Source organism: Anabaena lutea FACHB-196 (genome assembly GCF_014698305.1).
GTDB classification, from domain to species: Bacteria; Cyanobacteriota; Cyanobacteriia; order Cyanobacteriales; family Nostocaceae; genus Anabaena; species Anabaena lutea.
Genome location: NZ_JACJST010000020.1, coordinates 22,287 through 45,684, shown reverse-complemented (window position 1 = coordinate 45,684; position 23,398 = coordinate 22,287). Strand labels below are relative to the sequence as shown.

Genomic DNA, 23,398 nt, shown 5'->3' with positions numbered 1-23,398 from the left:
CGAACACAGATAACTTTTTCAGCAAACCCTAAATTACAACAATTCTGTAATCGAAAATTGTCGTTGTTTGTCTAGTTCTTGTAGTCGCGTTTTTTCAGCATACATAGCGTCTGCATAATATTTATATTTATCTGGTTCTGCTTGGATATCTATGTTCTCCCATAGTTCCATAAAGTGACGACAACGCTTTTCTCTCAAAACTATTTCCATACAAGCCAGCGTTGCTTGCACTACTTGGGGAGTACGCAATATTTCTTTATTGGTTTTCTCATTTAAATGGAATAAATGAGCAACTAATACTAATTCTTCTGATAATTCTAAATATCGATTTTGCAAACTGGAAATTAAATCAGCTTCGTCTGTTAATTCAGAAATCTGTAACCATAAAAAACGGTGATGAGAAAGGCTTAATTCTAAATTTCGCTCTTCTAATTCATCAATTATTACCTGACGCTGTTCTGGACAATGGAGATAAATTTGTAATAATAACGCCTCGGCTCGTTCTAGTAGACTACGTTCTGTATTTACTAGAGATAGCTTTGGCGTTTTAGGCTCCTGTTTGCGTACTCTTGCACTTGGGCTTTGTACCTTAGTAGGAGCAATTTGAGTTAGTAAGTTCTCAATTCTTAGAGGAATAAGTCTAGCGTCCCCTAAGCTGAGTATTTCTGCACAGTAGGAAATGTAGTAATTAAGAGTATCACTATTAACTATATTTTGCAAGAGTTTTACTATTTGTTGCGTGACTTGCTGAAAGTCGGTAGCTTGTCTTAAATTTCTATCTTTAATAATTTGGTCAATCTGCCAATTTAACCATAATGGGGCGTTGGTTAATAGTTGCTGATAATCTGCGGCTGTATGACTATGCAAGTATTCATCAGCATCTTTACCGTTGGGTAAGTTAAGAATTTTTAATTGCACTTCGCCTTGATATGCTAAAGTTGCAATTTCACCGATCGCTCTTTCGGCGGCGTTGGTTCCAGCTTTATCAGCATCAAAGTTGAGTACTAGTTGTTTGGAATCGGTGTAACGCAAGAGTAAACGGACTTGTTCTATGCTTAAAGCTGTTCCCAGAGAAGCGACGGCGTTATTAATTCCCGCAGCATGGAGAGCGATCGCATCAAAGTATCCCTCAACTACCACAGCTTGATCTAGTTTAGCAATTCCGTCTTTAGCTTGATCTAGAGCAAATAAGGTTTTACCTTTACTAAAAAGTTCTGTTTCCGGTGAGTTCAAATATTTGGGTTGTTCATCTGTCAGTGTTCTCCCACCAAAAGCAATTACTCGCCCTTGTACGTCACGAATAGGAATCATCAACCTATCCCGAAATACATCATAATATCCACCTCCTTCTTTCCTCGGTTTAATCAAACCCGCCTTTTCCACCAATTGCACTGGGTAGCGTTTATCTTCCACCAAATACCGATGCAGGGTTTCCCAACCAGAAGGCGCATAACCTAAACCAAATTGTTGAATTGTCTCTTCTTTGAGTTGGCGACTCTCCTGTAAATATTGCATTACCTTTTGTTGCTGCGTGTGTCTGAGGGCGTGTTGATAAAATTGGGCTGTGGAAGCCAAAACCTCGTACAACTGCTCACGCAGAGATAACTGGCGCTGTAATTCTTGCCTTTGTTCTGGTTCTAAGGTTTGTACAGGGACTTGGTAACGCCGTGCTAAGTCTAGTACTACTTCCGTAAAGTGGCGTTTATTCAAATCCATGAGAAACTTAATGGCGTTACCTCCAGCTTGACAACCGAAGCAATAATACATTTGCTTGTTTGGGCTGACGGTGAAACTGGGGCTTTTCTCATCATGAAAAGGGCATAAACCAACAAAATCTTTTCCGCGCTTCCGTAAGACTACATACTCCGAAACAACATCAACAATATCAGCACGGAGTTTGACTTCTTCAACTGTGTCTGGATGTAAGCGAGGGATTTGCATTTTTTAGGTAATGGTGATTGGTGATTGGTGATTGGTGATTGGTGATTGGTGATTGGTGATTGGTGATTGGTGATTGGTGATTGGGGATTGGGGATTGGTGATTGGTGATTGGTGATTGGTGATTGGTGATTGGTGATTGGTGATTGGTAAATAGTTTTTCAGGTTCTAGATTATTCTAAATCCTCTTCTTCCTCCTGACTCCTGACTCCCGCCTTCAGAGACTATTATAATTCTTGTTGTGAGAACCCGAATAATCGATAAAATTGCATAAGCTGAAGCATAACAACGGGAAACATCAAAAATGGGACGTATTTTTATTTCGGCGGCGCATGGGGGCAAAGAAGCGGGCGGAATTGATCCTGGTGCGATCGCAGCTGGTACTACTGAAGCGAAAGAAATGATTCTTTTACGGGATTTGATTGTTACAGAACTGAGATCCCGGACTGTGGAAGTGTTAGCTGTTCCTGATGATTTGAGTGCTGCTCAAACTATTACCTGGATTAATTCTCGCGCTCGTTCCACTGATGTGGCGGTAGAAATTCACTCTGATGCGGCTAGTAGTCCGAGTATCCGGGGAGCTAGTGTTTTCTATATTGCCAACAATAATATCCGCAAACAAAATGCAGAGATGTTGCTGATGGGATTGTTGCGCCGTGTGCCTCAATTACCCAATCGCGGCGTTAAGCCTGATACAGATAGTGGCTTAGGTAGTTTGATGTTTTGTCGTCAGACTGCGATCGCAGCATTATTACTACAAGTGGGTTTTATCAGCAGTCCAGATGATCGAACTTTACTACAAACTCGTCGCCGTGATTTTGCTTTAGGAATTGTTGATGGATTAATAGCTTGGAGTCGAGTAATTGATCCCAATCCTGGAACTCCCGCAGAACCAAATTATCCACCAATCAATATCAATATCAATGGACAAAATTACCCAGAGCAAGGAGTGCTGATTAATGGCAACTCTTATATACCCATTGATTTAGTAGATCGCTTGCAAATTGATTTATCAAAATCACCTAATGTTAACCGTGTTACCTATCGGCGAATAGTTTACATCAAAGCCATCGAACTTCGGGATTTTAATATTTCTATTGCCTGGGATGGTGCAACTAGTACTCTCAAATTACGCTCAATTTTAACAGTTTGTCCAGGACAAATTGACAAAATTATTTCCAATGGCAATACCTCAGAAATACAGCTACAAATATTTTTGAAGAACAACAATGACAACGCCCTAATCCAGTTTCCTGATGTGCCGAAACTTTATCGAGAAGAAGCCGCTCTCGAAGGAGTAAACCATGATCTTGCCTTTTGCCAAATGTGTTTAGAAACTGGATTTTTACGTTTTGGTGGTGATGTCAAACCTCAGCAAAATAACTTTGCTGGTTTAGGAGCAATAGGTGGTGGCGCACAAGCAGCATCTTTTCCTAGCGCCAGAATAGGTGTCAGAGCGCATATTCAACATTTGAAAGCCTACGCCAGTTTAGAACCTTTAGTACAACAAGAAGTAGATCCCCGATTTAGATTTGTCACCAGGGGTATTGCTCCATCAGTTGATCAACTATCAGGAAGATGGTCAGCAGATTTAGATTATGGTACAAAAATTAAAGCCTTATTTAAACGACTTTATGAATCAGCCGGATTGCTTTGATTGATGAATTTGAGATATTAATTTGAGATATTTCTGAAACTTCTGCACCTAAAGCTCGTCTATACCAATGTACTTAAATCACAAATATTCTTTACAAGAGACGAGGATTTTTATGCGCTTACCTATTGCTATCGGTGCGGGATTACTAATTTCTTTTGGGTGGTATTTACCATTAATTGCTCAACCACCTATTCAAGTAGCAAAAGTACAATCATCTAACTCAAATATCAAAAAATTAAGCATTAATAAAAAACTCTGGAATCGTCAAAATGTATCTAAATATAGTTATCAATTGACGCGAAGTTGTTTCTGCACACCAGAAGCTAGAGGACCTGTGATTATTGAAGTTAATAATGGCGTGGCAACTTCTGTGATTTCTGTAGAAACTGGCAACCCTGTTGATCCAGAATTATTCAAACAATATGATACTATCCCTAAACTGTTTAGTGTAGTTAAAGATGCGATCGCTCGTAAAGCAGATAGTTTGACGGTGAAATACAACCCCAAACTTGGCTACCCAACTCAAATTAACATTGATTATAGCGCACAGATGGCAGATGAAGAATTATATGTGACAGTTGAAAATTTTAAAGTGCTGCAATAACTCATCTATTTCTCTGTCACAATAGGCTTTATCAATTAAAATCTTTTTAACTTGAAAATACTATAGAGACGTTTCCTGAAACGTCTCTGTATTAATTTTCATAATTGTGATCATTTAATTTACAGCGTATTCCAGGCAAATTAAATACAAGATGTAGTTACAAAGGTAAATAAAAAGCTGGTTTTACTGCTGTTTCCTGGTGTATGTTCACGCTGATTTAAAGAATCTGATAATTTCCCGGACATGATCGAGAAATTGTCCATCACTAGAAAGTTGTGCGATCGCATTTCTGGCTTCTCTCGATAGACGTTCATGTTCTGATTGATTTGTAGCCCGTAATTCCTCTAAATTAGCCATAATTCGCGCTAGTTCTCGGCGGGTTTCTTCTGAAAACCGTTGTTGATTAGCTACTAAAGAATAAGATTGTTCTGGATTAAGTTGATCTTCTACAGATTGGATTTTTTGTTCAATTTCATAAAAGCGGTTACGAAGTTCTAAAATATCTTCACGAGGATAAATAAATGCTTGGCGAATCGTTCTCAACCGAGCATATAAATATTCATAGGCGCTGATAGCTGGACGCAGTAAAGTTAATAACAAAGCTGCTCCAGAACTGATATATCCTACAGCACTAATACCAGTAGCAGCTAAGATATAAAGACCAACGGCTGAGATTAAGTGTAAACCAATTGCCAGCCAGAACGAACGCTTGGCTAAAGCTTTCACATATTTAATTTGTTTTTCATCTACGGGAATATTTTTTTCAATTGATTCTGCTGCTTCTGCTAAAACTTCTTTAGCTTGAAAATGCACATTCCAGGGAACTGTGACAATTACTAATAACCACCAAAAACTTGCACCACCAATTACCCAATCGAGAAAATTACCAGCAGGTATGTGTAACCATTGCAAAACCCCAAAAGCTAGTAATACTGTGACAACAATTCCCACAATAGAACTGAGAAAAAAGTTGAAATACATATTTTTTATCTTCGGTAAAACAGTTATCCCCATCATGGCTACAGGTTAGCTGTTATACTTCTGTCCCTGTGCTGGTTTTTCTAATAGCACATGGTAGTTATAGAAATTTGGGATTTTGAACTTGAGATTTTAGCTTGTTTAACTGTGATAGTTTTTGCAGTAGCACACACCAACTAAAGAATCAGGTAACTACGCCAACTTGGGTGAGTATTTTGACTATTTTTGTCTGGAAGCAGCAACCTCCAGCTTTTACCTTCTTTCTGAATTTGCAAATAAAGTTCAAAGGGTTTTTGCGCTTGGGTAAAGCTGCGTTTTGGTAATTTGACTATGAGATTATAGGTTCCCCGCACACGGTAAGCGGGTAAATTTTCAATCGTCAGGGGTTGCTGTTGGGTAATTGAAAGTCCCTGAATGTCAAATGCTTGGAAGTCTAAATCTAGCTTTTGGCTAAGTTGCTGTTGGGTTTGTTCTACTTGGAGTGCGATCGCTTTCTGGACTAAATCATAAGTCGGTAGCAATACAATACTGCTACAAGCAGTTAACAAAACTAAAATCCCTGTCACAAACAAGCGCACCATATGCTTCTAAAAATTCTAAAATTTGATGATCAAGATGATTAAATTACTGGACAAACAAAGCCCAAGCCAAAAACCTTTCGGTGTAATATAACGCTAATTGATTACTAACACCATTAAAAACCGCATCAAAAGCGTGTTCAGCCCAAGGAAAACAATATTTTATTTTTATAGAACATTTAGCATCAACCAATTTAGTCTATTTTATACCATTTTTGACGTTGAGTCGTACTGATAGACTACGCCAATGCCAAGGGAATGGAAATATCTACAAAATCAGCCTTGCGTGTATTGCTCTGTGATAATTATGCTCTCAATTGGTGTCATTTTTATCGCCATATACATATCTATATACATATAATTTAATTTTGTAGTTAACTACATCACAACACAGAAGGTATTAAATAGCAATAATTACCAGCCATAATGCCGATTACTTATTCAAAATCAAGTACCTTTATGACTAAAGAAAGATAATTAAATTGCTTGCAATAGTTATATTTACATCTAAATTAATCTGAGGATATAAAATAATGTATAAATTTCACCAGATAGCTCATAATAAACTCTTGAAAAAGATTAATACAATTCCATTGATACGATATCAAGGTGAATTAGCTTATCAAGAAGCAGTAAAAAAACATATTATCAATCTGCCTCATCTTTCAAAAAGTGATCTTGATTTAGTAAATACAATGAAAAAGGAAGGTGTTGTAATTACTTCATTAGAAGAATTAGCTATACCATCTACCTATCGATTACTAGATGCCGTAAAAAATATTATGCCCAGATTAGAAAAAAATGTTCATAATCATGAAGAACAATTTGTTTTTCATGCTAATTCTCGGCAAATAATGCAATATCCAGAAATATTTTTGTGGGGACTAGAACAACGTTTACTTAACATTGTTGAGAATTACTTTGGTTTTCCAGTAGCCTATCATGGTGTATATTTTCGCAGAGATATCACCAATCAATTAGAGAAAGGTTCAAGATTATGGCATATAGATAGTGAAGCTCGAAGGGTCCTGAAAATCGTCATTTATTTAAATGATGTTGATGAGAACCAAGGACCATTTCAATATATTTCTCAGTCTTTAACTTCACACATAGCTGATTCTTTAAAATATGTATGTGGTTATATTCTCGACAAAACCATGCAAGAGGTTATATCTGCGGAAAATTATAATTCATGTCTTGGTTCTAAGGGTACAGTGATATTTGCTGCTACAGACAGTATATTTCATCGTGGGAAAATCCCCATAACATCAGATAGATTTACTCTCTTTTTTGATTATACACCCCGAAGTAAAAAGCATTCATTTTATAGTAGTATATCCTTGCCCTATGAAGACTTAACTTTATTAGCAGAAAATTTTTCAGAATCGCAAAAAAAGCATATTCTTTGGCAATAAAAAATAGATTAATGAACAACCAATTTCTAAGTATTGCAGGTGACAGTATCAAAAGTCTTTTGGCATCTAGGTTTTATCAATAGCTTACGCCATACCACCATGTAGAGATTAGTAAATTTCTCTACAAGATGGCTTATTTAAATGCTAATTGCTGGAAAATCAGTCAGTTTTTAAGGCTTTACTAAAAATGCGATAATACAACCAAGTAGTAAATTCCTTGATGGGAAACAACACATATGTCAACGGGTTTACCGTGACAATAATATTTCTAAAATCCCGCTTGGCTAAAAACAAAATCCCTCGCGCTACTTGGGTTGCTGACATCACACCATAAGGATTTAGTTGACTCTTAAACGGTCCCAAGATTAACTTGCGAATTACACAAACTCTATCTAGCTGCTTGAGAGTAATAATATCCCCTAAGGCTCTTTTACTGAGTTCATACAGGGGACTAAAGGCTGGGGAAACCTCCGCTTCCGAAGTGTTAACCCAAATTTCCTTAGTTGCTTTGGCGAATGGGCCTGTAACAGTTGCAGAAAATATATCTATCAACCGCAACGCCGAAAAGGTGTTCACTTCATAGGAATTTTGAATTGCTGCCGAAGTGCGATCGCTATAAACATTCACGCCATGATTGATAATTAGAATATCCACTTTCTCTAATCTGGCTTGTAGTTCCGCTTCATTACCCAATTCCCAAGCCAGCACTTTCACGCCAGCTTGCGGTTGTATTTTGTCGGGATTGGTGCTTAATGCCACAACTGTAGCATTATGCTTCAGCAACTGAGCCACTAATGCTTGTCCTAAAGCACCAGACGCACCCGTTAAAGCCACGGTTTTACCTTTGACAGAAAGTCCTGTTCCCAAAATTTTATCTACTAAGGGAAAGACACCACTGTAATAAGCGTTAACATCATCAAAATGATGTCGCCAATGATAAGTTCTATTCACAAACCAAACAGAAGGAATTGTCTCTAAAGCCCCAGGTAGGTGGTTGTAGTCTGTATCAATTGTTCCTTGGAAATAGCGCCCAGATGCACCATACAAAAAAGTTACAGCATAGACGACTCCCAACCATAACCCCCATTGCTGGGCGAGTAAGGCAACTGCTGTTAATATGACTACCAGTAAACTCGACTCTAATATGTCATGGTAAAGCTGGGAATCTAGATAAGCTTTCTGGGAAACTAACGATAAATCCCGACGATAAGCCGCGTGGTGCTTATTGTGCCATTTAGCCAGCCAAGTTACCTGGTGACACAAAGCATGGTAGCTGTCCCTTAATATTTCTGCGAGTAATAGGGAGAATAACCCCCAAGCTGCAAACTGCACGCAGGTGTTTACTAAAACCCAATCAATTGTTAAGCTTTCAGCCAGTCTCATCACGTTTTTGTTGATACCATTTATTCTTAATTATTCTTCATAATAGATAATAGGTAAGACGTAATGGGTAAAATTTTTTTTCCAATCCCCAATTTTTTGAGGTTTTGAATATGCTTCCTGCCCAATCCATGTCACTACAAAGCGAGGATTAAATCTATAAATCGCTTTCACTAATATTGGAATGTATTTAAATGTGCTGATACTTAGGTGGATGAAGTTGTCACTTTTGAATCAGCACAGGTGAATCTTGACAGAAAGACAACAGAGTTTAATCAAGAATTAAACCTTTTTCCCAATTACCCATTCCCAGCCTAAACTAGATGACTAGTACACAACGGTAGCCGTCAACCAACTATTGAAAATTCCTGAAAAGCTTATACAATCTGCTTTGTTAATTTTTAATTTTTAATTCTGCCCTGCGGTACCAGCAACTTGGGTAAATATCTTTTCTAGACTTTCTGGTTGCATAACTGTTAAATATTGAGAAGCCATTTCTGGGGTGAGCAGTTCTATCATGATTTTGTTTTCTATCCAAAACTCAATGACATCAAAAAAGGAGTCCCGGTTACAAAAAATAGTTCTCCAACCTTCACGGTTGCCAATTTCCTCGATTTTTTCCCGACTTGAAGATACAGAAACTGCTGCATGAGTAGCTGTAAACCCAGAAGAGTTTGCAGTCTCTACAAACTGAACTTGTTCGTTTCCTCTTCCAGGCACTAACTCAGTTTTAAAAGGGTAAACTTCAATCCCTGTCCCGTGTTCATCCAGAGGTAAAACCATATAACTACCGGGATGAGGGAAGAAAGGAAAAGATTTACCATTGATGACTTCAGCCAGAACTTCGGCAACGTGCTGGGGATTTTGAACAGAAATAGATATGTGATGAATCATTGTTTTTTAGGAACCTTTTAATTTTTAATTCTGCCCTTTTGATAAGTTTAACAAAATCAAACATCAACTTGACTAGTTTATTCATAAAAATAAATATTATTAAATATGAATAATTATGGCGGATTAGGGGCTGCCAAACTAAAGCGTTCCAACTAATCGGTTCAACTAGACAGTCTGCAATTGATATTCGACAGTTAGCATACCCAACAAAATTGTATAATCTATATTTTGCTGATTAAGCTAATTTAGATAAAAATTCAAGTTTTTTCCTAATCATGTGGTCATAATTATTTTTTCTTCATGCTCCACAGCTTATCTGCTTTTTAACCTTATTTTCACAACATCAGAATATTATGACATTATTTAATCCAGAAGATTGTTTAATTTTAGTAGTCGATGATGTCAAACTAAATTTGCAAGTTATAGCCAATATTCTAGATAAAGTTGGCTATGAATATACCTTAGTATCCAATGGTAATCAAGCTTTAGAACGTGCCAAATCGGCTCGTCCAGACTTAATATTATTAGACTTAATGATGCCAGAAATGGATGGTTTAGAGGTATGTGAACAAATTCAAAATAATCCTGAATTATCGGAAATTCCGATTATTTTTATTTCTGCTAGTAAACAACAAGAGCATTTACTGCAAGCTTTTGAAAAAGGAGCAGTTGATTACATTACAAAACCCTTTTATGCAGCAGAACTTCTAGCACGTGTGAGAATGCATTTAGAACTAAAATATTCACGGCAAAAATTGAAAAAATTATTACATGAACAAGGAGAATTGGTCAAAAAATTAGAAACATTAGCCAATACAGATCCATTAACTGGGGTTTGGAACCGTCGTTATCTTTTAATGATAGCAGAACAAGAAATAAAGCGTAGTCAAAGATATTATTTGTCTTTTGCTGTTCTTTTAATAGATATTGACTATTTTAAACGAATTAACGATACATTTGGACATAGTATAGGAGATGAAGTCATTATATTCATGACCAAAACTGTCCTCAGTTATTTGCGTCAAGTAGATTTTTTTGGTAGATTTGGAGGTGAAGAATTTGTAGTATTATTACCAGAAACGGATATCAATGCAGCCATAATAGTAGCTGAACGTATCCGAGAAAATATTAACAATCAATATATTTTGGTCGGAGAAAAAAAAGTATCAATTACAGTCAGTATTGGGATAGCCAGCTATAACTCGGCAGACCAGACTATTGATACTATCATTCAACGGGCCGATAAGGCACTTTATCAAGCCAAAAATCAAGGACGCAACCGCGTAATTGCTGATAATTAGGGTTTGCTGAAAATTATTTATGGGGATGTTAATTTTTAATTTCCCTTAGGGGTTGACTTCTTTAAATCAAAGTTTCTAAGTAGGAAGGCACAAAAAACAGAAGTATATAACGAAAAGTAAATTTAGTTCAAACTCTATTCCCTTCTGCCTTCTGCCCTCTGCCTCCTGCCTTGTCATAACGATAAATTTTGCCACCTACCTACTTAGTGCTTTTCGTACAGATGGAAATTGCTCTATTATTAATGGTAGTTGATCCATATTAAAAGCATCCAAGTTACTGTGCAGAGAATTAGCATAATCCACTAATAATTGACAGTCATACTCTTCTCCCCATGCCTCTAATCGTTGAATAAACTGCTTTATTTGCCGAATTTTCAGAGTTTTACGTAAAGTATTCCAGACCATTTCTTCTTCTTGTTCTAATTTGATTAATAATTCTGATAAATTGATAGGAACTCTTAATAATTTATGACTATTAATATGGCTGTAAAAGCTATTTGATTGATTCTGATTTTCAACTATACTCAGCGGTTGTAAATGTTTCCTCAGTTCTGTTAAAAGTTGGATACGACTAATAGGTTTGCATAAAAACCCCTGACAGATTCTCTCAAGTTCATACTGCTCTTGGGGCTGAGATGAAGCAGTGATAATCACTATAGGAATATTTTGTGTTTCTTCATCCTGTTTGAGATATTTGGCGGTTTCTTTTCCATCCATGTAGGGCATTTTTATATCCAGCAAAATCAAATCAGGTTGGTGTAATTGAGCTAAATGAATGGCTTCTTGCCCATCTTCTGCAAGCAGAACCAGATGATGAGTGTTATCAAAATATCCCTTGATTAATTCCCGATTTGAATCTACATCATCCACAACTAAAATTGTACTGGGGTTGAATTGGTTCAAATGGTCATCTTGGTAAGATTCTGTAACTATTTGTGTCAACTCAAGCGCAGGTGAAACTGTTGGAAAAACGAAAGTGAAAATACTACCTATTCCCAATTCACTTTGGACTGTCACCATTCCCCCCATCATATGAATTAATCGTTGAGTGATTGCTAGTCCTAAACCTGTACCTCCATATTTGCGGTTGCTTTGTCCGGCACTTTGAACAAAAGCCTCAAAAATGCTCTTTTGTTGACTACGTTCAATACCAATACCTGTATCTTCAACAGCAATTTCTAACCAGATTTTTCCGACATTATTTGTACAATAGGGATGAGCGCGAATAGATATTTGAATATGTCCTTTTTCGGTGAATTTCAACGCATTGCCGACAACATTAAAAAGAATTTGGCGCAAACGAATTTCATCAATATAAATAGCTTGAGGTAATGTGTCCTCAATATTGGAGCGAAGAATTAAATTCTTTGCGGTTGCAGTTGGGTTAAATATTTGGATTATTTCTTGAATTAATGCCCGTAAATCTATAGGTTCATAGTGGAGTTCAAGTTTGCCGGCTTCAATTTTAGAAAGGTCAAGAATATCATTAATCAATGCGAGTAGAGTTCTACTACTGGTAGTAATTGCTTCAACATAAGCGGCGATAGGAGCTTCTGTGACAGCAGATTGTAATAAGTCGGCAAAACCCAAAATGGCATTCATCGGGGTACGAATTTCGTGACTCATATTCGCAAGAAATTCGCTTTTCGCTTGGTTAGCAGTTTCGGCTTGCCGTTTTGCTTCCTCCAGTGCCAAGTTTTTCAGGGTTAGTTCTTCTTCAGCTTGTTTGCGAGCCGTTATATCCATAACAGTTCCAAAGTAGCGAAGAATTTCACCTGCTTCATTGGCTAAAGCTACCGCTTGGCCAGATACCCAAATGATCTCTCCATTAGGCTTACAGTAACGATATTCCATCGAGAAAGTACGCCCTTGTTGAATAGCACTATTCCATTCAGTCATAATCTTTTCTTGGTCATCGGGATGAAGTGCCTGAATCCAGCCCTTACCTAGAGCCTCTAGCATGGACATTCCGGTCAATTCTGAGCAACGGGGATTGATATACGAGCAGTTACCTTGGTTGTCAGTTTGAAAAATCCCAACGGGTGCATGGGTGACTAAAATTCTATAGCGTTGCTCACTTTCTCTCAGTGCGGCTTCGGCTCGTTTGCGATGGCTGATATCAGTTTCTAAGCCGACCATTCGCATGAGATTACCTGCTTGATCCCAGAGTGCTTGCCCCCGATCAAGAATCCACATATAGCTGCCATCTCGGCGCTGTACACGGTACTCTACGCTGAAAAATGGTGTTTTTCGGTTGAGGTGATCGTTAAGCCTCTGGCTGACGTTTTCTATATCCTCTGGATGAATGTGCCTGAACCACTTCTCCATAAAGTCAGTTAACTCATGGGTTTGAAAACCACGCATTTCTTTCCAACGGTCTGATAAGAAAACTGCGTTGGTTTGCAGATTCCAATCCCAAATGCCGTCATTACTGCCAAGCAGAGCCAGTTGCCACCGTTCTTCGCTGTCGCGGAGGGCTGATTCTGTATGTTTGCGTGCGGCTTCGGCTTGTTGAGCGCGGATTAACTCTTGTTGCAAACGTTGATTTGCGGTTTGTAGTTCAGTAGTCCTTTCTGCTACTTTCGCTTCCAGTTCTATATTCGCTTTTTGGACTTGCTCTAGTAAAGTTCCTTGTTGAATAGCATTGGCTACTTGTATTGATAGGTGTTCTAGAAACTCTGCCTCATCAGGCTGCAACATAGCGTGAATGCTACTCAGTGTTACTAATCCCACCAGTTGTCCCTGTTCGTTGAGAACTGGTAAATGGCGAATTCGATGCTGTCGAAGTAATTCTATGACTGTGATTGGCTCTTTTGCTTGCCATTCTTGACAGGTAATCAACTCCCTTGTCATGACTTCCGCAACTTTGGTTGTGCTGAAATTGCGCTCTTGTGCAGCTAGTTTCACCAAATCTCGTTCTGTTAGTAAGCCAACTAATTTTTGGTGATCTAAGACAAAAAAGCAACTGGTGTACAGAGAATCTGAGCTAGAGTCAGTATTCCCTATTTGACTCATCATTTGTACTGCTTCCAGTAGTGATGCATCTGGATTGACAACAACAAAGTGGCGTTGAATACAATCTTGAGTCAGATAATGTAGTGAAGGTTTTGCAGATTCCATGATCAACCCCTGAGAAGATATTCCTACAACCTGACTTGAAAATCGGGGAAGGTGAAAGGGCTTATTTTCATTCTTCCTGGTGTACGCAGTTCATGATGGCTACTTAGATGGTGTATGACTAAGAAAATTGTTGAGCATAATACCGCGCATATCTTCCTTCTAAAGCTAACAATTCTTGATGATTTCCCGATTCAACAATTTGCCCTTTTTCTAACACTAAAATGCGATCGCATTTCCGCACTGTCGATAGCCTATGAGCTATAATTAGTACTGTGCGGTTTGCCATCAATCTTTCTAAAGCTTCCTGTACTAAAGCTTCTGATTCTGAATCTAAGGCAGATGTCGCCTCATCGAGTATCAAAATTTGCGGGTTTAACAGTACAGCACGTGCGATCGCAATTCTCTGTCTTTGTCCCCCAGATAAATTCACACCCCGCTCACCTACCCAAGTATTATAACCCTCTGGTAGTTGCTGAATAAATTGATGAGCATTAGCAATTTTCGCGGCTTCTTCCACTGCGCTAAGTTCAAAAGCTTTTTGTCCAAAAGCGATATTTTGGGCAATTGTTCCCGAAAACATAATTGTTTCTTGGGGAACTATGCCAATTTGTTTTCTTAAACTATTTAAGGTGACATCTTGAATATTTACACCGTCTATGAAAATTTTCCCCATTTCAGGATCATAAAATCGGGGTAACAGATTGACAAAAGTAGTTTTACCAGCACCAGACGCACCGACAAGTGCGATCGCTTGACCTGGCATTACTAATAAATTAATATTATTTAATACAGGTTCACCGACTTTATAAGCAAAGGTCACATCACGATATTCAACTTTGCCATTTACAGCCGGAAGACTAATTGCATTTGGCTTTTCTAAGACTGTCGGTTGAATTGCTAACAACTCAAAAACTCGGTCAACTGATGCCTCTCCTTGTTTAAATTCATTATAGTTATTAGTAGTATGTCCGATGGGATCAATTAACAAAGCTGCTGCTGCTAAATAACTGAAAAAAGCTCCTACTGTTAAATTGTTTTGAGAAATTTGCCAAGTTCCTACCATCAGTAAAGATAAAGCACTTAAAGCTTCCAAAAATCCCACAATGGGAATTTGAATTGCTTTTAACCTTTCTGCTGAATATTTAGCTCTTAAACTGCGTTCGGCTTCATGGCTAAATCTAGCAATTTCATAGTCTTCTGCGGCAAAAGCTTGAATTAAACGAATACCGCTAAAAACTTCTGTGAGAATAGCTGATAAATCCGAAATCCGATTTTGACTTTTGAGAGAATATTTACGTAAACGTTCTCCAAACCAACCAATTAAAATTCCCATAATTGGCGCAACAATCACTGTAGCCAGCGTGAGTTGCCAATTCAAGTAAATCATGTAAATGGGAATTGCTACCAATTGCAAAATGCAGGGAATAAAATCATGAAAAAGCTTATTGATAACTTCCCCAACCCTGTCAACATCTTCAGTGAGACGATAAGATAAATCACCAGCTTTTGCAGTTTCAAAATAGCTGAGATTGAGCTTTTGTAAATGTGAATAAACCTGTTGACGGAGATTAAAAGCAATTCTTAAAGCTGCGCGTGCCATGTATAAATCTTGCATGGACTGAAAAAAACCACGCACCAGAAATACTAAAGCACAGACTCCGGCTAATTGAGCGATCGCTACTACATTACCCTGTCCAAAGGGAACTGCCAATTTACCCGCTAGATTAATTAACGTTAAAGTTGCCAGTACATATCCTATAATACCCACAAATCCCTTAGCGACAGTTTCCCATTGAGTGCGGATATAGGGTAACAATAACCAATAATTAGAACGTGTTTTCAAGTTGTAACTTCCAAAAAAATATTTTTCCCTTGTTTGAAGCTACCATATCAGGAGTCAGGAGTCAGGAGTCAGGAGAAAGAGAGTAATTACTAGTTCCCAATATCTAATTCCTACCTTCCTAACCAAGTTTTGATCACATCTAACAAACTAGAACCACCCCACATCAAAGCGAACAGAATTGAGGTAGTTAAAATTGCTCCCATCACACAGAGGACTAAACCACCTAAACTAATAGCACCATCATCTTCTGATAAACCAAAGGCTGTCACGAAAATGCCCATTGCTGGTAGAGTATTGGTTCCAGGGATGGGAATCATCATGGAAATAGCCATGAGAGCGATCGCAATACCAATAGTCACTCTTCCTGGTAAAGTAGTACAGATATAGGATAAACGTGGACGTGCGATCGCTTCAATCCTTCGCAACCAAGGCAATCCCGCTTTGAGAAAACCCTGAACTGTAGATAGTTGCAGAGGATGATTAAACATCTTCGGAGGTAGCCAAGGGGTTTTCGCACCTGCAATTAACTGTACTGCTAACAGAAAAATCAGCACACCAAAAGGAGTTGAATAACCAGGTGCAGGAACTGGTAAAGCTGAAGGTAGAGATAAAATCACCAGCAAAAACCCAAAAATTCTTTCTCCCGCTAATAACAAAATATCTGCTAAAGTTACTTTTTCCGGTCTTTCTTCTTCAAAAAAATAGCGTTGTAATTCGTTAGAAAGTTTAGCCATATATCACAAAAAATTATTACAATTCAGTTCAGGTTATGCATCAAAAAAATCCCACCTTAAAGCATAAACTTTAAGTAACGGATTTTATCATTATCTACTGCCTCTATTTTCTTTAATTACATGAATAATTGATGGTAATAAAGAAACAATAATAATTACGCCAATTATTGGTAACAGATACTTATCTAATTGTTCTGCTGGTAGAGTTTTTCCTAAAAAGAAACCTAAGAGAGTAATGCCAAAAGTCCAAGCAAAACCACCAATTAAATTGTAAGACATAAACGAGCGATAATGCATAGCACCAATACCCGCTACAATTGGGGCAAATGTTCGGACAATCGGCATAAATCTGGCTAAAACAATCGTTTTTTTACCATGTTTTTCATAAAAATCTTGAGTTTTAGTAACGTGTTTTTTATGAAAAAGCCAAGAATCTTCTTTATCAAATAATTTTCTGCCAAATTTATGACCAGTAAAATAGCCGACATTATCACCTAACACAGCACAAACAAACGCACCAAAAATCAGAACCCAAATATTCAGCAATTGCTGAGAAGCGACAAATCCTGCCGTAAATAGTAAACTATCACCAGGCAGAAAAAAACCAATCAGTAAGCCAGATTCAGCAAAAATAATTCCCCATACCCCAAAGTAACCCAATGATTTAATTAATTCTGGTAAATCAAAATGCATGAAATCTAACCTGCTCAGGAAGTTGCATCCAACATCTTAACGTTCAAAATTTTCAGAAAATAAAAAATAATATTAAAATTATATAAAGTTATTTTAGATTTAGTAGATATTGGTTTATGGGAGCAAGATGCAAAGATATTTGAAAGTACTAAGGTTATTTTGGAGTACTGCTATTGCCGCAGAGATGGAATATCGCCTTAACTTTATTTTAGCCGCCCTCAGCAGCATAGGCAATCTTGCGGGTAGTGTTTTTGGGTTATTCTTGTTCTACCGCACTGGCTACACTTTTACTGGCTGGTCATGGGAAGCAGCTTTGATAGTCTTGGGAATTTTTACATTACTCCAAGGCTTTTCTGCCACTTTCCTAGCTCCCAACTTAAACCGCATTGTCCGTCATGTCCAGGAAGGCACATTAGACTTTGTATTATTAAAACCTATCCGCAGTCAGTTTTGGCTTTCCACTCACACCCTATCACCCTGGGGATTACCAGATTTAATCTTTGGCTGTATCATTATTGGCTATGCAGGTAAACGCCTCGGTTTAGGAATCGACCAGTACCTGAGTAGTATATTGCCGTTATTTTGCAGTTTAGTCATTCTCTACAGCTTGTGGTTTATGCTGGGAGCAACTACTATCTGGTTCGTGAAAATTTACAACGTCACTGAAGTTTTACGAGGGTTTTTGGAAGCTGGCAGATATCCAATCGTAGCATATCCCGCCGCTTATCGCGTATTTTTCACCTTTGTAGTTCCAGTAGCATTTTTAACTACCGTTCCTGCACAAGCAATGTTAGGTCAAGGTGAATCTACCTGGTTGATAGGTGCAGTAGTGTTAGCTGTGCTGTTGTTTTGGGTTTCCGCTTGGTTTTGGCGGTTTGCATTACGTTTTTATACTAGTGCTTCAAGTTAGTTATCAATTACGAATAGGGAACCTATCCACAGTAATGGTTCCCCAACCTACATTTAGCCTACAGAAAAAAGTTCACAACAGATCTGGATTTTGCGCCCAATTCTCTTAATCTAGCAGCCAATTTAGCTGCTTTTAATTTAGCTTCCTGCTCTCGTGATTTAACTGTTTCAGCTTGTGCAACTGCGATTTATGCTTGTGATTTAGCATCTTCCTTATTGAGTTATTATTATTCGAGTTGCGATTTTATACTAATGTTTTGATTTAGCGAAAGAACCGCTAAGTATTTTTTGCTAGAAAAAATAAAATTTTGCAAAAACTAGCGGTAATTGCGTAAATTTTCTAGATATTTCTGATATTCTACAGTAGAATTACAAAAATTCAATCGATAGTCAACTGCCTAACAAACTTCAAAGGTACAAGATGAGTTCTGAATCTAATGTTAAACTTACAATCGCTCTTTGCAATCCAGATTTAGATGCAGAGGATCAAGAGAGGGAAACACGTAATTTGCTGCGAGAGATCAAAGAACTAGATGTAGAAAATGCTGGACTTGTTGCAGTGACAGAAATTCCTGAAGGCTCAAAAGCGTTAGGAGGTTTTCTGTTTGGGATGTTGCAAGCTGAAGTAACTATTGGCAATGTTAAGCAATTACTGGGTTTTTTAGGCGATCGCTTGGGTAACAAAACTATTGAATTGGAAGTTGAAGCTAACGGTAAAAAGCTGAAAGTTAAAGCCAGCAGTCAGCAAGAACTAACAGCCGCACTGGAAGCAGCACAAAAATTTGTAGCAGCAAGCTGAAAAAAAATCGCTAAAGGAGAGGATAGCAAGATGGTGAAGGTAGCACTGCTAATCGGAGTTAGCGAGTATGAACCTGGACTGAACCCATTACCCGCCTCAGTCAAGGATATACAAGCGATCGCCAAAGTTTTACAAAATCCTGAAATGGGTAGCTTTGCTGAAGCAGATATCCAAAAACTAGAGAATCCTGATCCTCAAACAATGCACGAAGCAATTGAGGGATTATTTAGCGATCGCCACAAGGATGATCTAGCAATAGTATACTTCTCCGGTCATGGTATTAAAGATGAAAGCGGTAAACTTTACCTGGCCACTCGTCTCACCCGCAAAAATCCTCAAGGACAACTGATCAAATCAACTGCTGTTCCCGCCAGTTTCGTCCATAACATCATGAGCGATAGCCGCTGTAAGCGCCAAGTTGTAATTCTTGATTGTTGCTTTAGTGGCGCATTCGCCGAAGGCTGGTCAGCAAAAGATGACGGTTATGTTGATATCCAAACTCAACTCGGTGGAGAGGGACGCGCAGTTCTCACTTCTTCTACTTCAACTCAGTATTCTTTTCAGCAACAAGGAGAAAATCTTTCAACTTACACTCGTTACCTGATTGAAGGTATTGAAACAGGTGCAGCAGACTTAGGGAATGATGGTGTAATTTCAGTTGATGAGTTGCATGAATACGCTAAAAAGAAAGTTCAAGAAGCGGCTCCCGCCATGCAACCAGAAATCTACGCAGTCAAAGAAGGATTTAAAATCCTATTGGCTAAAGCACCAATTGGCGATCCAAAACTGAGATATCGCAAAGAAGTTGAAACTTATGCCAGTCGTGGGGAGATTTCCGTGATTGGTCGCAAAATCTTAGATGCACAATATCAGAATTTAGGACTGCTATCTCACGAAGCTGCTGCAATTGAAGCCGAGGTTTTAAAACCTTATCGAGACTATCAACAAAAATTGCAAGAATATGAGCAAGCATTAATGTATGCCCTTGGACGAGAGAATATACTCAGTCAAGAGACACAAAACGAGTTGCAACGTTATCAACAAATTTTGGGACTGAGAGATAAAGATATAGAACCTATTAAAGCTCGAATTGCTCCTCAAAAAGAATCAGTCCCATCTCCAGATCAGATTTCAGAGTTAATGGGTAATCAAACTATATTGCACAGCAAAGATGAAACAACAATTGAACCGATAAAAGAAGTTATAGGAACAAGTAAAAATGAAAATTATACGCCTGATCAAGTTAAATTTCCCAGTCAACTTGCTAGTTCTATTTCAGTGCTAAGAAACCGCGCAGTCCTAGCGGGAGCAGGTATCATCTCTGTTATAGTTATTACCTACTTTTTTATAACGAAGCCACATGATCCAGTCGTTACAACACAGTCCAATACATCATCTACATCCATAAATAGCCCCATACCCACCTCTACTCCTTCCATGTCAGCAAAGGATTTCCATGAGAGGGCAATGGATAAGTATGATAAAAATGATTATAAAGGAGCAATTGAAGATTTTAACCAAGTGCTTCAGATTGATCCTAATAATTATACAGTTGATTACTACAGACGGGGTTATGCCCATAGTAAACTGAAAGACTATACAAAAGCAATTGATGACTTCGACAAATATCTCCAATTTAACCCCAGCGATATCGATGGCTATGATGAGCGAGGCTATGCCTACTATCAATTAGATAAGTACGATCTAGCTATTCTTGATTACAACAAATCTATCGAACTTAACTCCAAACAAGCCTTATCCTATTTCCGAAGAGGATTAGCCTATAAAGCCCAAGGTAAGTACGATCTGGCTATCTCTGATTACAGCAAATCCATCGAACTTAAATACGAGCCTCTCAATGTGCTATATGCGTCACGGGGTAGTGCCTACAACGGATTGGGTAATTATGACAAAGCCATTGAGGATTATAATCAAGCAATCTCCATTGCGCCAGAATATGCCTTAGCATACTATAATCTTGCTAATTCTTATTCTAAAAAAGGAAATAAGCAAGCAGCAATTGAGAATTTTAAAAAAGCTGCTACGCTGTACAAGAAACAACAAAATGAAGATGACTACCAAGATAGCTTGAATCGAATTAAAAAACTTCAGCAGTAGATCGAGTCAATACATGCAGATTGGAAATAGTTACAAATGATCCTTTACCCAACTCCTAAAATTCCGCATCGCTTGACTTCTCCCAATAGTTAAACACTGCTGCACATACTCATTAATTAATTCCAAAATTGGAATATTAGGAAAATTAGGACTAAATTGAGACTTTATATATTTCCCTTCCTGTAACAAGAAAATTTCCAAACCTTGTTGTTTATATCTCCAAAGTTCAGGAACTCCTAAAATTTCATAATTCTCAAATCGAGTCCGAGAAGTAATATCAATTTCAATAGCTAAATCTGGTGGTGGATCTATATTATTTAAATCTAGGCGATTTTTCCCAATTACAGCAGCTTGATTTTGAATATAAAAACTGGTATCTGGTTCTACAGCTTGCCGCATTTTCTCATTTTTAAGTGTCGTAGAACCAAAAGGTTCAAAATCAATTTCGAGTTTGTCTAATAAAAGTTTAACTAAATCACCAATAAGTTCTTTATCTTTTTCATGTTCAGGTAAAGGAACCATGATTTCTAACCAACCATCACTATAAGAAATACGTGCAGCACGCCTTTCTCCCATTTCTTCTAAAATATTTTCTAATTGCTGCCAACTAACATCTTTGAGTAACATTTGTTGACCTGGTTTGACAATAATTTGTTGCAGTTCTAAAAGCATATTGCCTCTTTGTAATTCGTAATTCGTAATTCGTAATTCGTAATTATTTATTTTCTCCCCTACTCGCTACTCGTTGCCTGATCATAACGACAATTTTTAACACCAACTTACTCATACCCCCTGAATTGGTTAAAATCAAAATTTAAAAGACAGTGAAACAGGAGAAAACAGGCGTGCCTACACTAGGTGTAAATATTGACCATATCGCAACTATTCGTCAAGCCAGACGGACTGTAGAACCCGACCCTGTAGCGGCTGCGGTGTTGGCAGAATTAGCAGGTGCTGATGGAATTACCGTACATTTACGGGAAGATAGAAGACATATTCAAGACAGAGATGTGAGAATTTTAAGGCAAACGGTGCGATCGCACCTAAACTTAGAAATGGCTGCAACTGATGAAATGTTGTCAATTGCCCTCGACATCAAACCCGATTATGTAACATTAGTACCCGAAAAACGCGAAGAAGTAACCACAGAAGGCGGTTTGGATATTGTCGGGCAAATTGCTAGAATAGGTGAGATAGTTGATAAACTGCAAAATGCTGGCATTCCCGTGAGTCTGTTTATTGATGCCGAATCAGCACAAATCGAAGCTTCTGTCAAGGTGCAAGCTAAGTTTATTGAACTGCACACTGGACAGTATGCGGAGGCTAAAGACGAAACAACCCGCCAGCGGGAATTAGCTTTATTGGCTCAAGGCTGTGAAAAAGCGATTAAAGCTGGGTTGCGAGTAAATGCTGGACACGGACTCACCTACTGGAATGTTTACCCCGTGGCGGCGCTTCCAGGCATGGAAGAACTAAATATTGGTCATACTATCATCAGTCGGGCAGCTTTAGTAGGAATAGAAAGAGCCGTCCGCGAAATGAAAGAAGCCATACTAGGTCATTAGTCATTAGTCATTAGTCATTAGCAACTGATAACTGATAACTGATAACTGATAACTGAACGAGAGGGAAGTTAGCTGCGTAATCCTGAAAAATCTAGAGTCACATTTGTAAATTCAGACTTCTATGACTTCCACACAGCCTAACAACCTGCCTCTTTGGGTACAGGATCGGGATACAGTGATTGCATACAGTACCCATGCGGAATGGCGTTATCAGACACCACCGGATTATAGCCGTTCCAAAGAAAATCTGGCTAAAGAAAGTACTCGCAATCACCTTGAAGGTACACTAGAAGCGATCGTCCAAAACTTGGTGAGAACCTTTGAGATGGAGGTATCTTTTAAAAGTAACCCCCAGCAATGGTTATCTGTGGTGAATGATCAGCTTCGTGTCAGTACCAACGGAGGTAAGGAGTATACAGCAGCAGATTTATCTGCCCAAGGTACTTACAATCTCTTCATGGCTGATTCCCAACATTACAAAGCTTCAGAAGAAAGTTTTGAATCATCAGCTAAACTGTTCCACAGTACATTTCCGCAAGGCTTTCCCTGGGAACTGCTGGAAGTTTACTCTGGTCCACCTAATGTTACATTCAAGTGGAGACACTGGGGACATTTTCAGGGTGCATATAAAGACTTTGCACCGACTGGAGAAACAGTAGAAATTATTGGTATGAGTGTAGCTCATGTAACCGATGATTTAAAGGTTCTTTCCTTAGAACACTATTTTGACAACAACCTGTTCTTAGAAAAGCTGACAGCAGGTGGTAAACAGGTAAGTAGTGAAAATAAGGGTGGTGGCTGTCCCTTCAGTTCTTGGTTTAAGAGATCCAAGAAAAGTTAACTTATTAGGGTACAGTCAGACTCCTGTACCC

General features: G+C 38.2%; 19 protein-coding genes. 9 read left to right on the top strand and 10 right to left on the bottom strand.

Features of this window, described 5'->3' with window-relative positions; all coding sequences use genetic code 11:
- Nucleotides 1-33: 33 nt before the first annotated feature.
- Complete coding sequence (gene dnaG, locus H6G59_RS19460) at nucleotides 34-1,941, bottom strand: DNA primase (RefSeq protein WP_190717342.1); 1,908 nt, start codon at nucleotides 1,939-1,941, stop codon at nucleotides 34-36.
- A 301-nt stretch (nucleotides 1,942-2,242) separates the two neighbouring features.
- Here dnaG and tftA point away from each other — a divergent pair, with 301 nt between their 5' ends.
- The gene (gene tftA, locus H6G59_RS19455; protein ID WP_190717340.1) at nucleotides 2,243-3,595 is read left to right on the top strand and encodes a hormogonium tapered terminus morphoprotein TftA; all 1,353 of its coding nucleotides are present in this window, start codon (nucleotides 2,243-2,245) and stop codon (nucleotides 3,593-3,595) included.
- Between the two features lie 112 nt (nucleotides 3,596-3,707).
- The gene (locus H6G59_RS19450) at nucleotides 3,708-4,199 is read left to right on the top strand and encodes a DUF6174 domain-containing protein (protein ID WP_190717338.1); all 492 of its coding nucleotides are present in this window, start codon (nucleotides 3,708-3,710) and stop codon (nucleotides 4,197-4,199) included.
- A gap of 207 nt (nucleotides 4,200-4,406) precedes the next feature.
- On the opposite strand, the gene H6G59_RS19445 is transcribed toward H6G59_RS19450, so the two are convergent.
- Nucleotides 4,407-5,180 carry a hypothetical protein gene (locus tag H6G59_RS19445; protein ID WP_190717336.1) on the bottom strand — a complete coding sequence of 258 codons (774 nt, stop codon included), beginning with the start codon at nucleotides 5,178-5,180 and terminating at the stop codon, nucleotides 4,407-4,409.
- Nucleotides 5,181-5,353: 173 nt separating this feature from the next.
- On the bottom strand, nucleotides 5,354-5,758 hold the full coding sequence (locus tag H6G59_RS19440) for a hypothetical protein (protein WP_190717334.1): 405 nt from the start codon (nucleotides 5,756-5,758) through the stop codon (nucleotides 5,354-5,356).
- A 530-nt stretch (nucleotides 5,759-6,288) separates the two neighbouring features.
- On the opposite strand from H6G59_RS19440, the gene H6G59_RS19435 reads away from it, so the two are divergent.
- Nucleotides 6,289-7,170 carry a 2OG-Fe(II) oxygenase gene (locus H6G59_RS19435; RefSeq protein ID WP_190717331.1) on the top strand — a complete coding sequence of 294 codons (882 nt, stop codon included), beginning with the start codon at nucleotides 6,289-6,291 and terminating at the stop codon, nucleotides 7,168-7,170.
- Nucleotides 7,171-7,329: 159 nt separating this feature from the next.
- On the opposite strand, the gene H6G59_RS19430 is transcribed toward H6G59_RS19435, so the two are convergent.
- Entirely contained in the window at nucleotides 7,330-8,553 is a 1,224-nt protein-coding gene (locus H6G59_RS19430; RefSeq protein ID WP_190717329.1) for a bifunctional sterol desaturase/short chain dehydrogenase, read from the bottom strand.
- A 405-nt stretch (nucleotides 8,554-8,958) separates the two neighbouring features.
- Complete coding sequence (locus tag H6G59_RS19425; RefSeq protein ID WP_190717327.1) at nucleotides 8,959-9,444, bottom strand: hypothetical protein; 486 nt, start codon at nucleotides 9,442-9,444, stop codon at nucleotides 8,959-8,961.
- A gap of 353 nt (nucleotides 9,445-9,797) precedes the next feature.
- Between H6G59_RS19425 and H6G59_RS19420 the strand changes: the two genes are divergently transcribed.
- Nucleotides 9,798-10,745, top strand: a complete 948-nt coding sequence (locus tag H6G59_RS19420; RefSeq protein WP_190717325.1) for a diguanylate cyclase — start codon at nucleotides 9,798-9,800, stop codon at nucleotides 10,743-10,745.
- 195 nt (nucleotides 10,746-10,940) lie between these two features.
- On the opposite strand, the gene H6G59_RS19415 is transcribed toward H6G59_RS19420, so the two are convergent.
- The 4 genes from H6G59_RS19415 to H6G59_RS19400 all read right to left on the bottom strand — a co-directional run bounded on the left by H6G59_RS19415 (nucleotide 10,941) and on the right by H6G59_RS19400 (nucleotide 17,135).
- The gene (locus tag H6G59_RS19415; protein WP_190717324.1) at nucleotides 10,941-13,865 is read right to left on the bottom strand and encodes a PAS domain-containing protein; all 2,925 of its coding nucleotides are present in this window, start codon (nucleotides 13,863-13,865) and stop codon (nucleotides 10,941-10,943) included.
- 118 nt (nucleotides 13,866-13,983) lie between these two features.
- Nucleotides 13,984-15,708 (bottom strand): ABC transporter ATP-binding protein, encoded by a 1,725-nt coding sequence (locus H6G59_RS19410; protein ID WP_190717323.1) that lies wholly within the window; start codon nucleotides 15,706-15,708, stop codon nucleotides 13,984-13,986.
- A 110-nt stretch (nucleotides 15,709-15,818) separates the two neighbouring features.
- On the bottom strand, nucleotides 15,819-16,442 hold the full coding sequence (locus H6G59_RS19405) for an exopolysaccharide biosynthesis protein (protein WP_190717320.1): 624 nt from the start codon (nucleotides 16,440-16,442) through the stop codon (nucleotides 15,819-15,821).
- Nucleotides 16,443-16,532: 90 nt separating this feature from the next.
- Nucleotides 16,533-17,135, bottom strand: coding sequence for a DedA family protein (locus tag H6G59_RS19400; protein ID WP_190717318.1), 603 nt, complete (start codon nucleotides 17,133-17,135; stop codon nucleotides 16,533-16,535).
- Nucleotides 17,136-17,262: 127 nt separating this feature from the next.
- Here H6G59_RS19400 and H6G59_RS19395 point away from each other — a divergent pair, with 127 nt between their 5' ends.
- The 3 genes from H6G59_RS19395 (at nucleotide 17,263) to H6G59_RS19385 (ending at nucleotide 20,961) form a co-directional block, all read left to right on the top strand.
- On the top strand, nucleotides 17,263-18,045 hold the full coding sequence (locus tag H6G59_RS19395) for an ABC transporter permease (RefSeq protein ID WP_190717315.1): 783 nt from the start codon (nucleotides 17,263-17,265) through the stop codon (nucleotides 18,043-18,045).
- 420 nt (nucleotides 18,046-18,465) lie between these two features.
- Entirely contained in the window at nucleotides 18,466-18,843 is a 378-nt protein-coding gene (locus H6G59_RS19390) for a hypothetical protein (protein WP_190717313.1), read from the top strand.
- 30 nt (nucleotides 18,844-18,873) lie between these two features.
- A complete protein-coding gene (locus H6G59_RS19385) occupies nucleotides 18,874-20,961 on the top strand; it encodes a caspase, EACC1-associated type (RefSeq protein ID WP_190717311.1) in 2,088 nt (695 codons plus the stop codon).
- A gap of 30 nt (nucleotides 20,962-20,991) precedes the next feature.
- On the opposite strand, the gene H6G59_RS19380 is transcribed toward H6G59_RS19385, so the two are convergent.
- The gene (locus H6G59_RS19380; RefSeq protein WP_190717309.1) at nucleotides 20,992-21,633 is read right to left on the bottom strand and encodes a Uma2 family endonuclease; all 642 of its coding nucleotides are present in this window, start codon (nucleotides 21,631-21,633) and stop codon (nucleotides 20,992-20,994) included.
- Nucleotides 21,634-21,806: 173 nt separating this feature from the next.
- Here H6G59_RS19380 and H6G59_RS19375 point away from each other — a divergent pair, with 173 nt between their 5' ends.
- The gene (locus tag H6G59_RS19375) at nucleotides 21,807-22,526 is read left to right on the top strand and encodes a pyridoxine 5'-phosphate synthase (RefSeq protein WP_190717476.1); all 720 of its coding nucleotides are present in this window, start codon (nucleotides 21,807-21,809) and stop codon (nucleotides 22,524-22,526) included.
- A 121-nt stretch (nucleotides 22,527-22,647) separates the two neighbouring features.
- Nucleotides 22,648-23,367 carry a SnoaL-like polyketide cyclase gene (locus H6G59_RS19370; protein ID WP_190717307.1) on the top strand — a complete coding sequence of 240 codons (720 nt, stop codon included), beginning with the start codon at nucleotides 22,648-22,650 and terminating at the stop codon, nucleotides 23,365-23,367.
- Nucleotides 23,368-23,398: the final 31 nt, after the last annotated feature.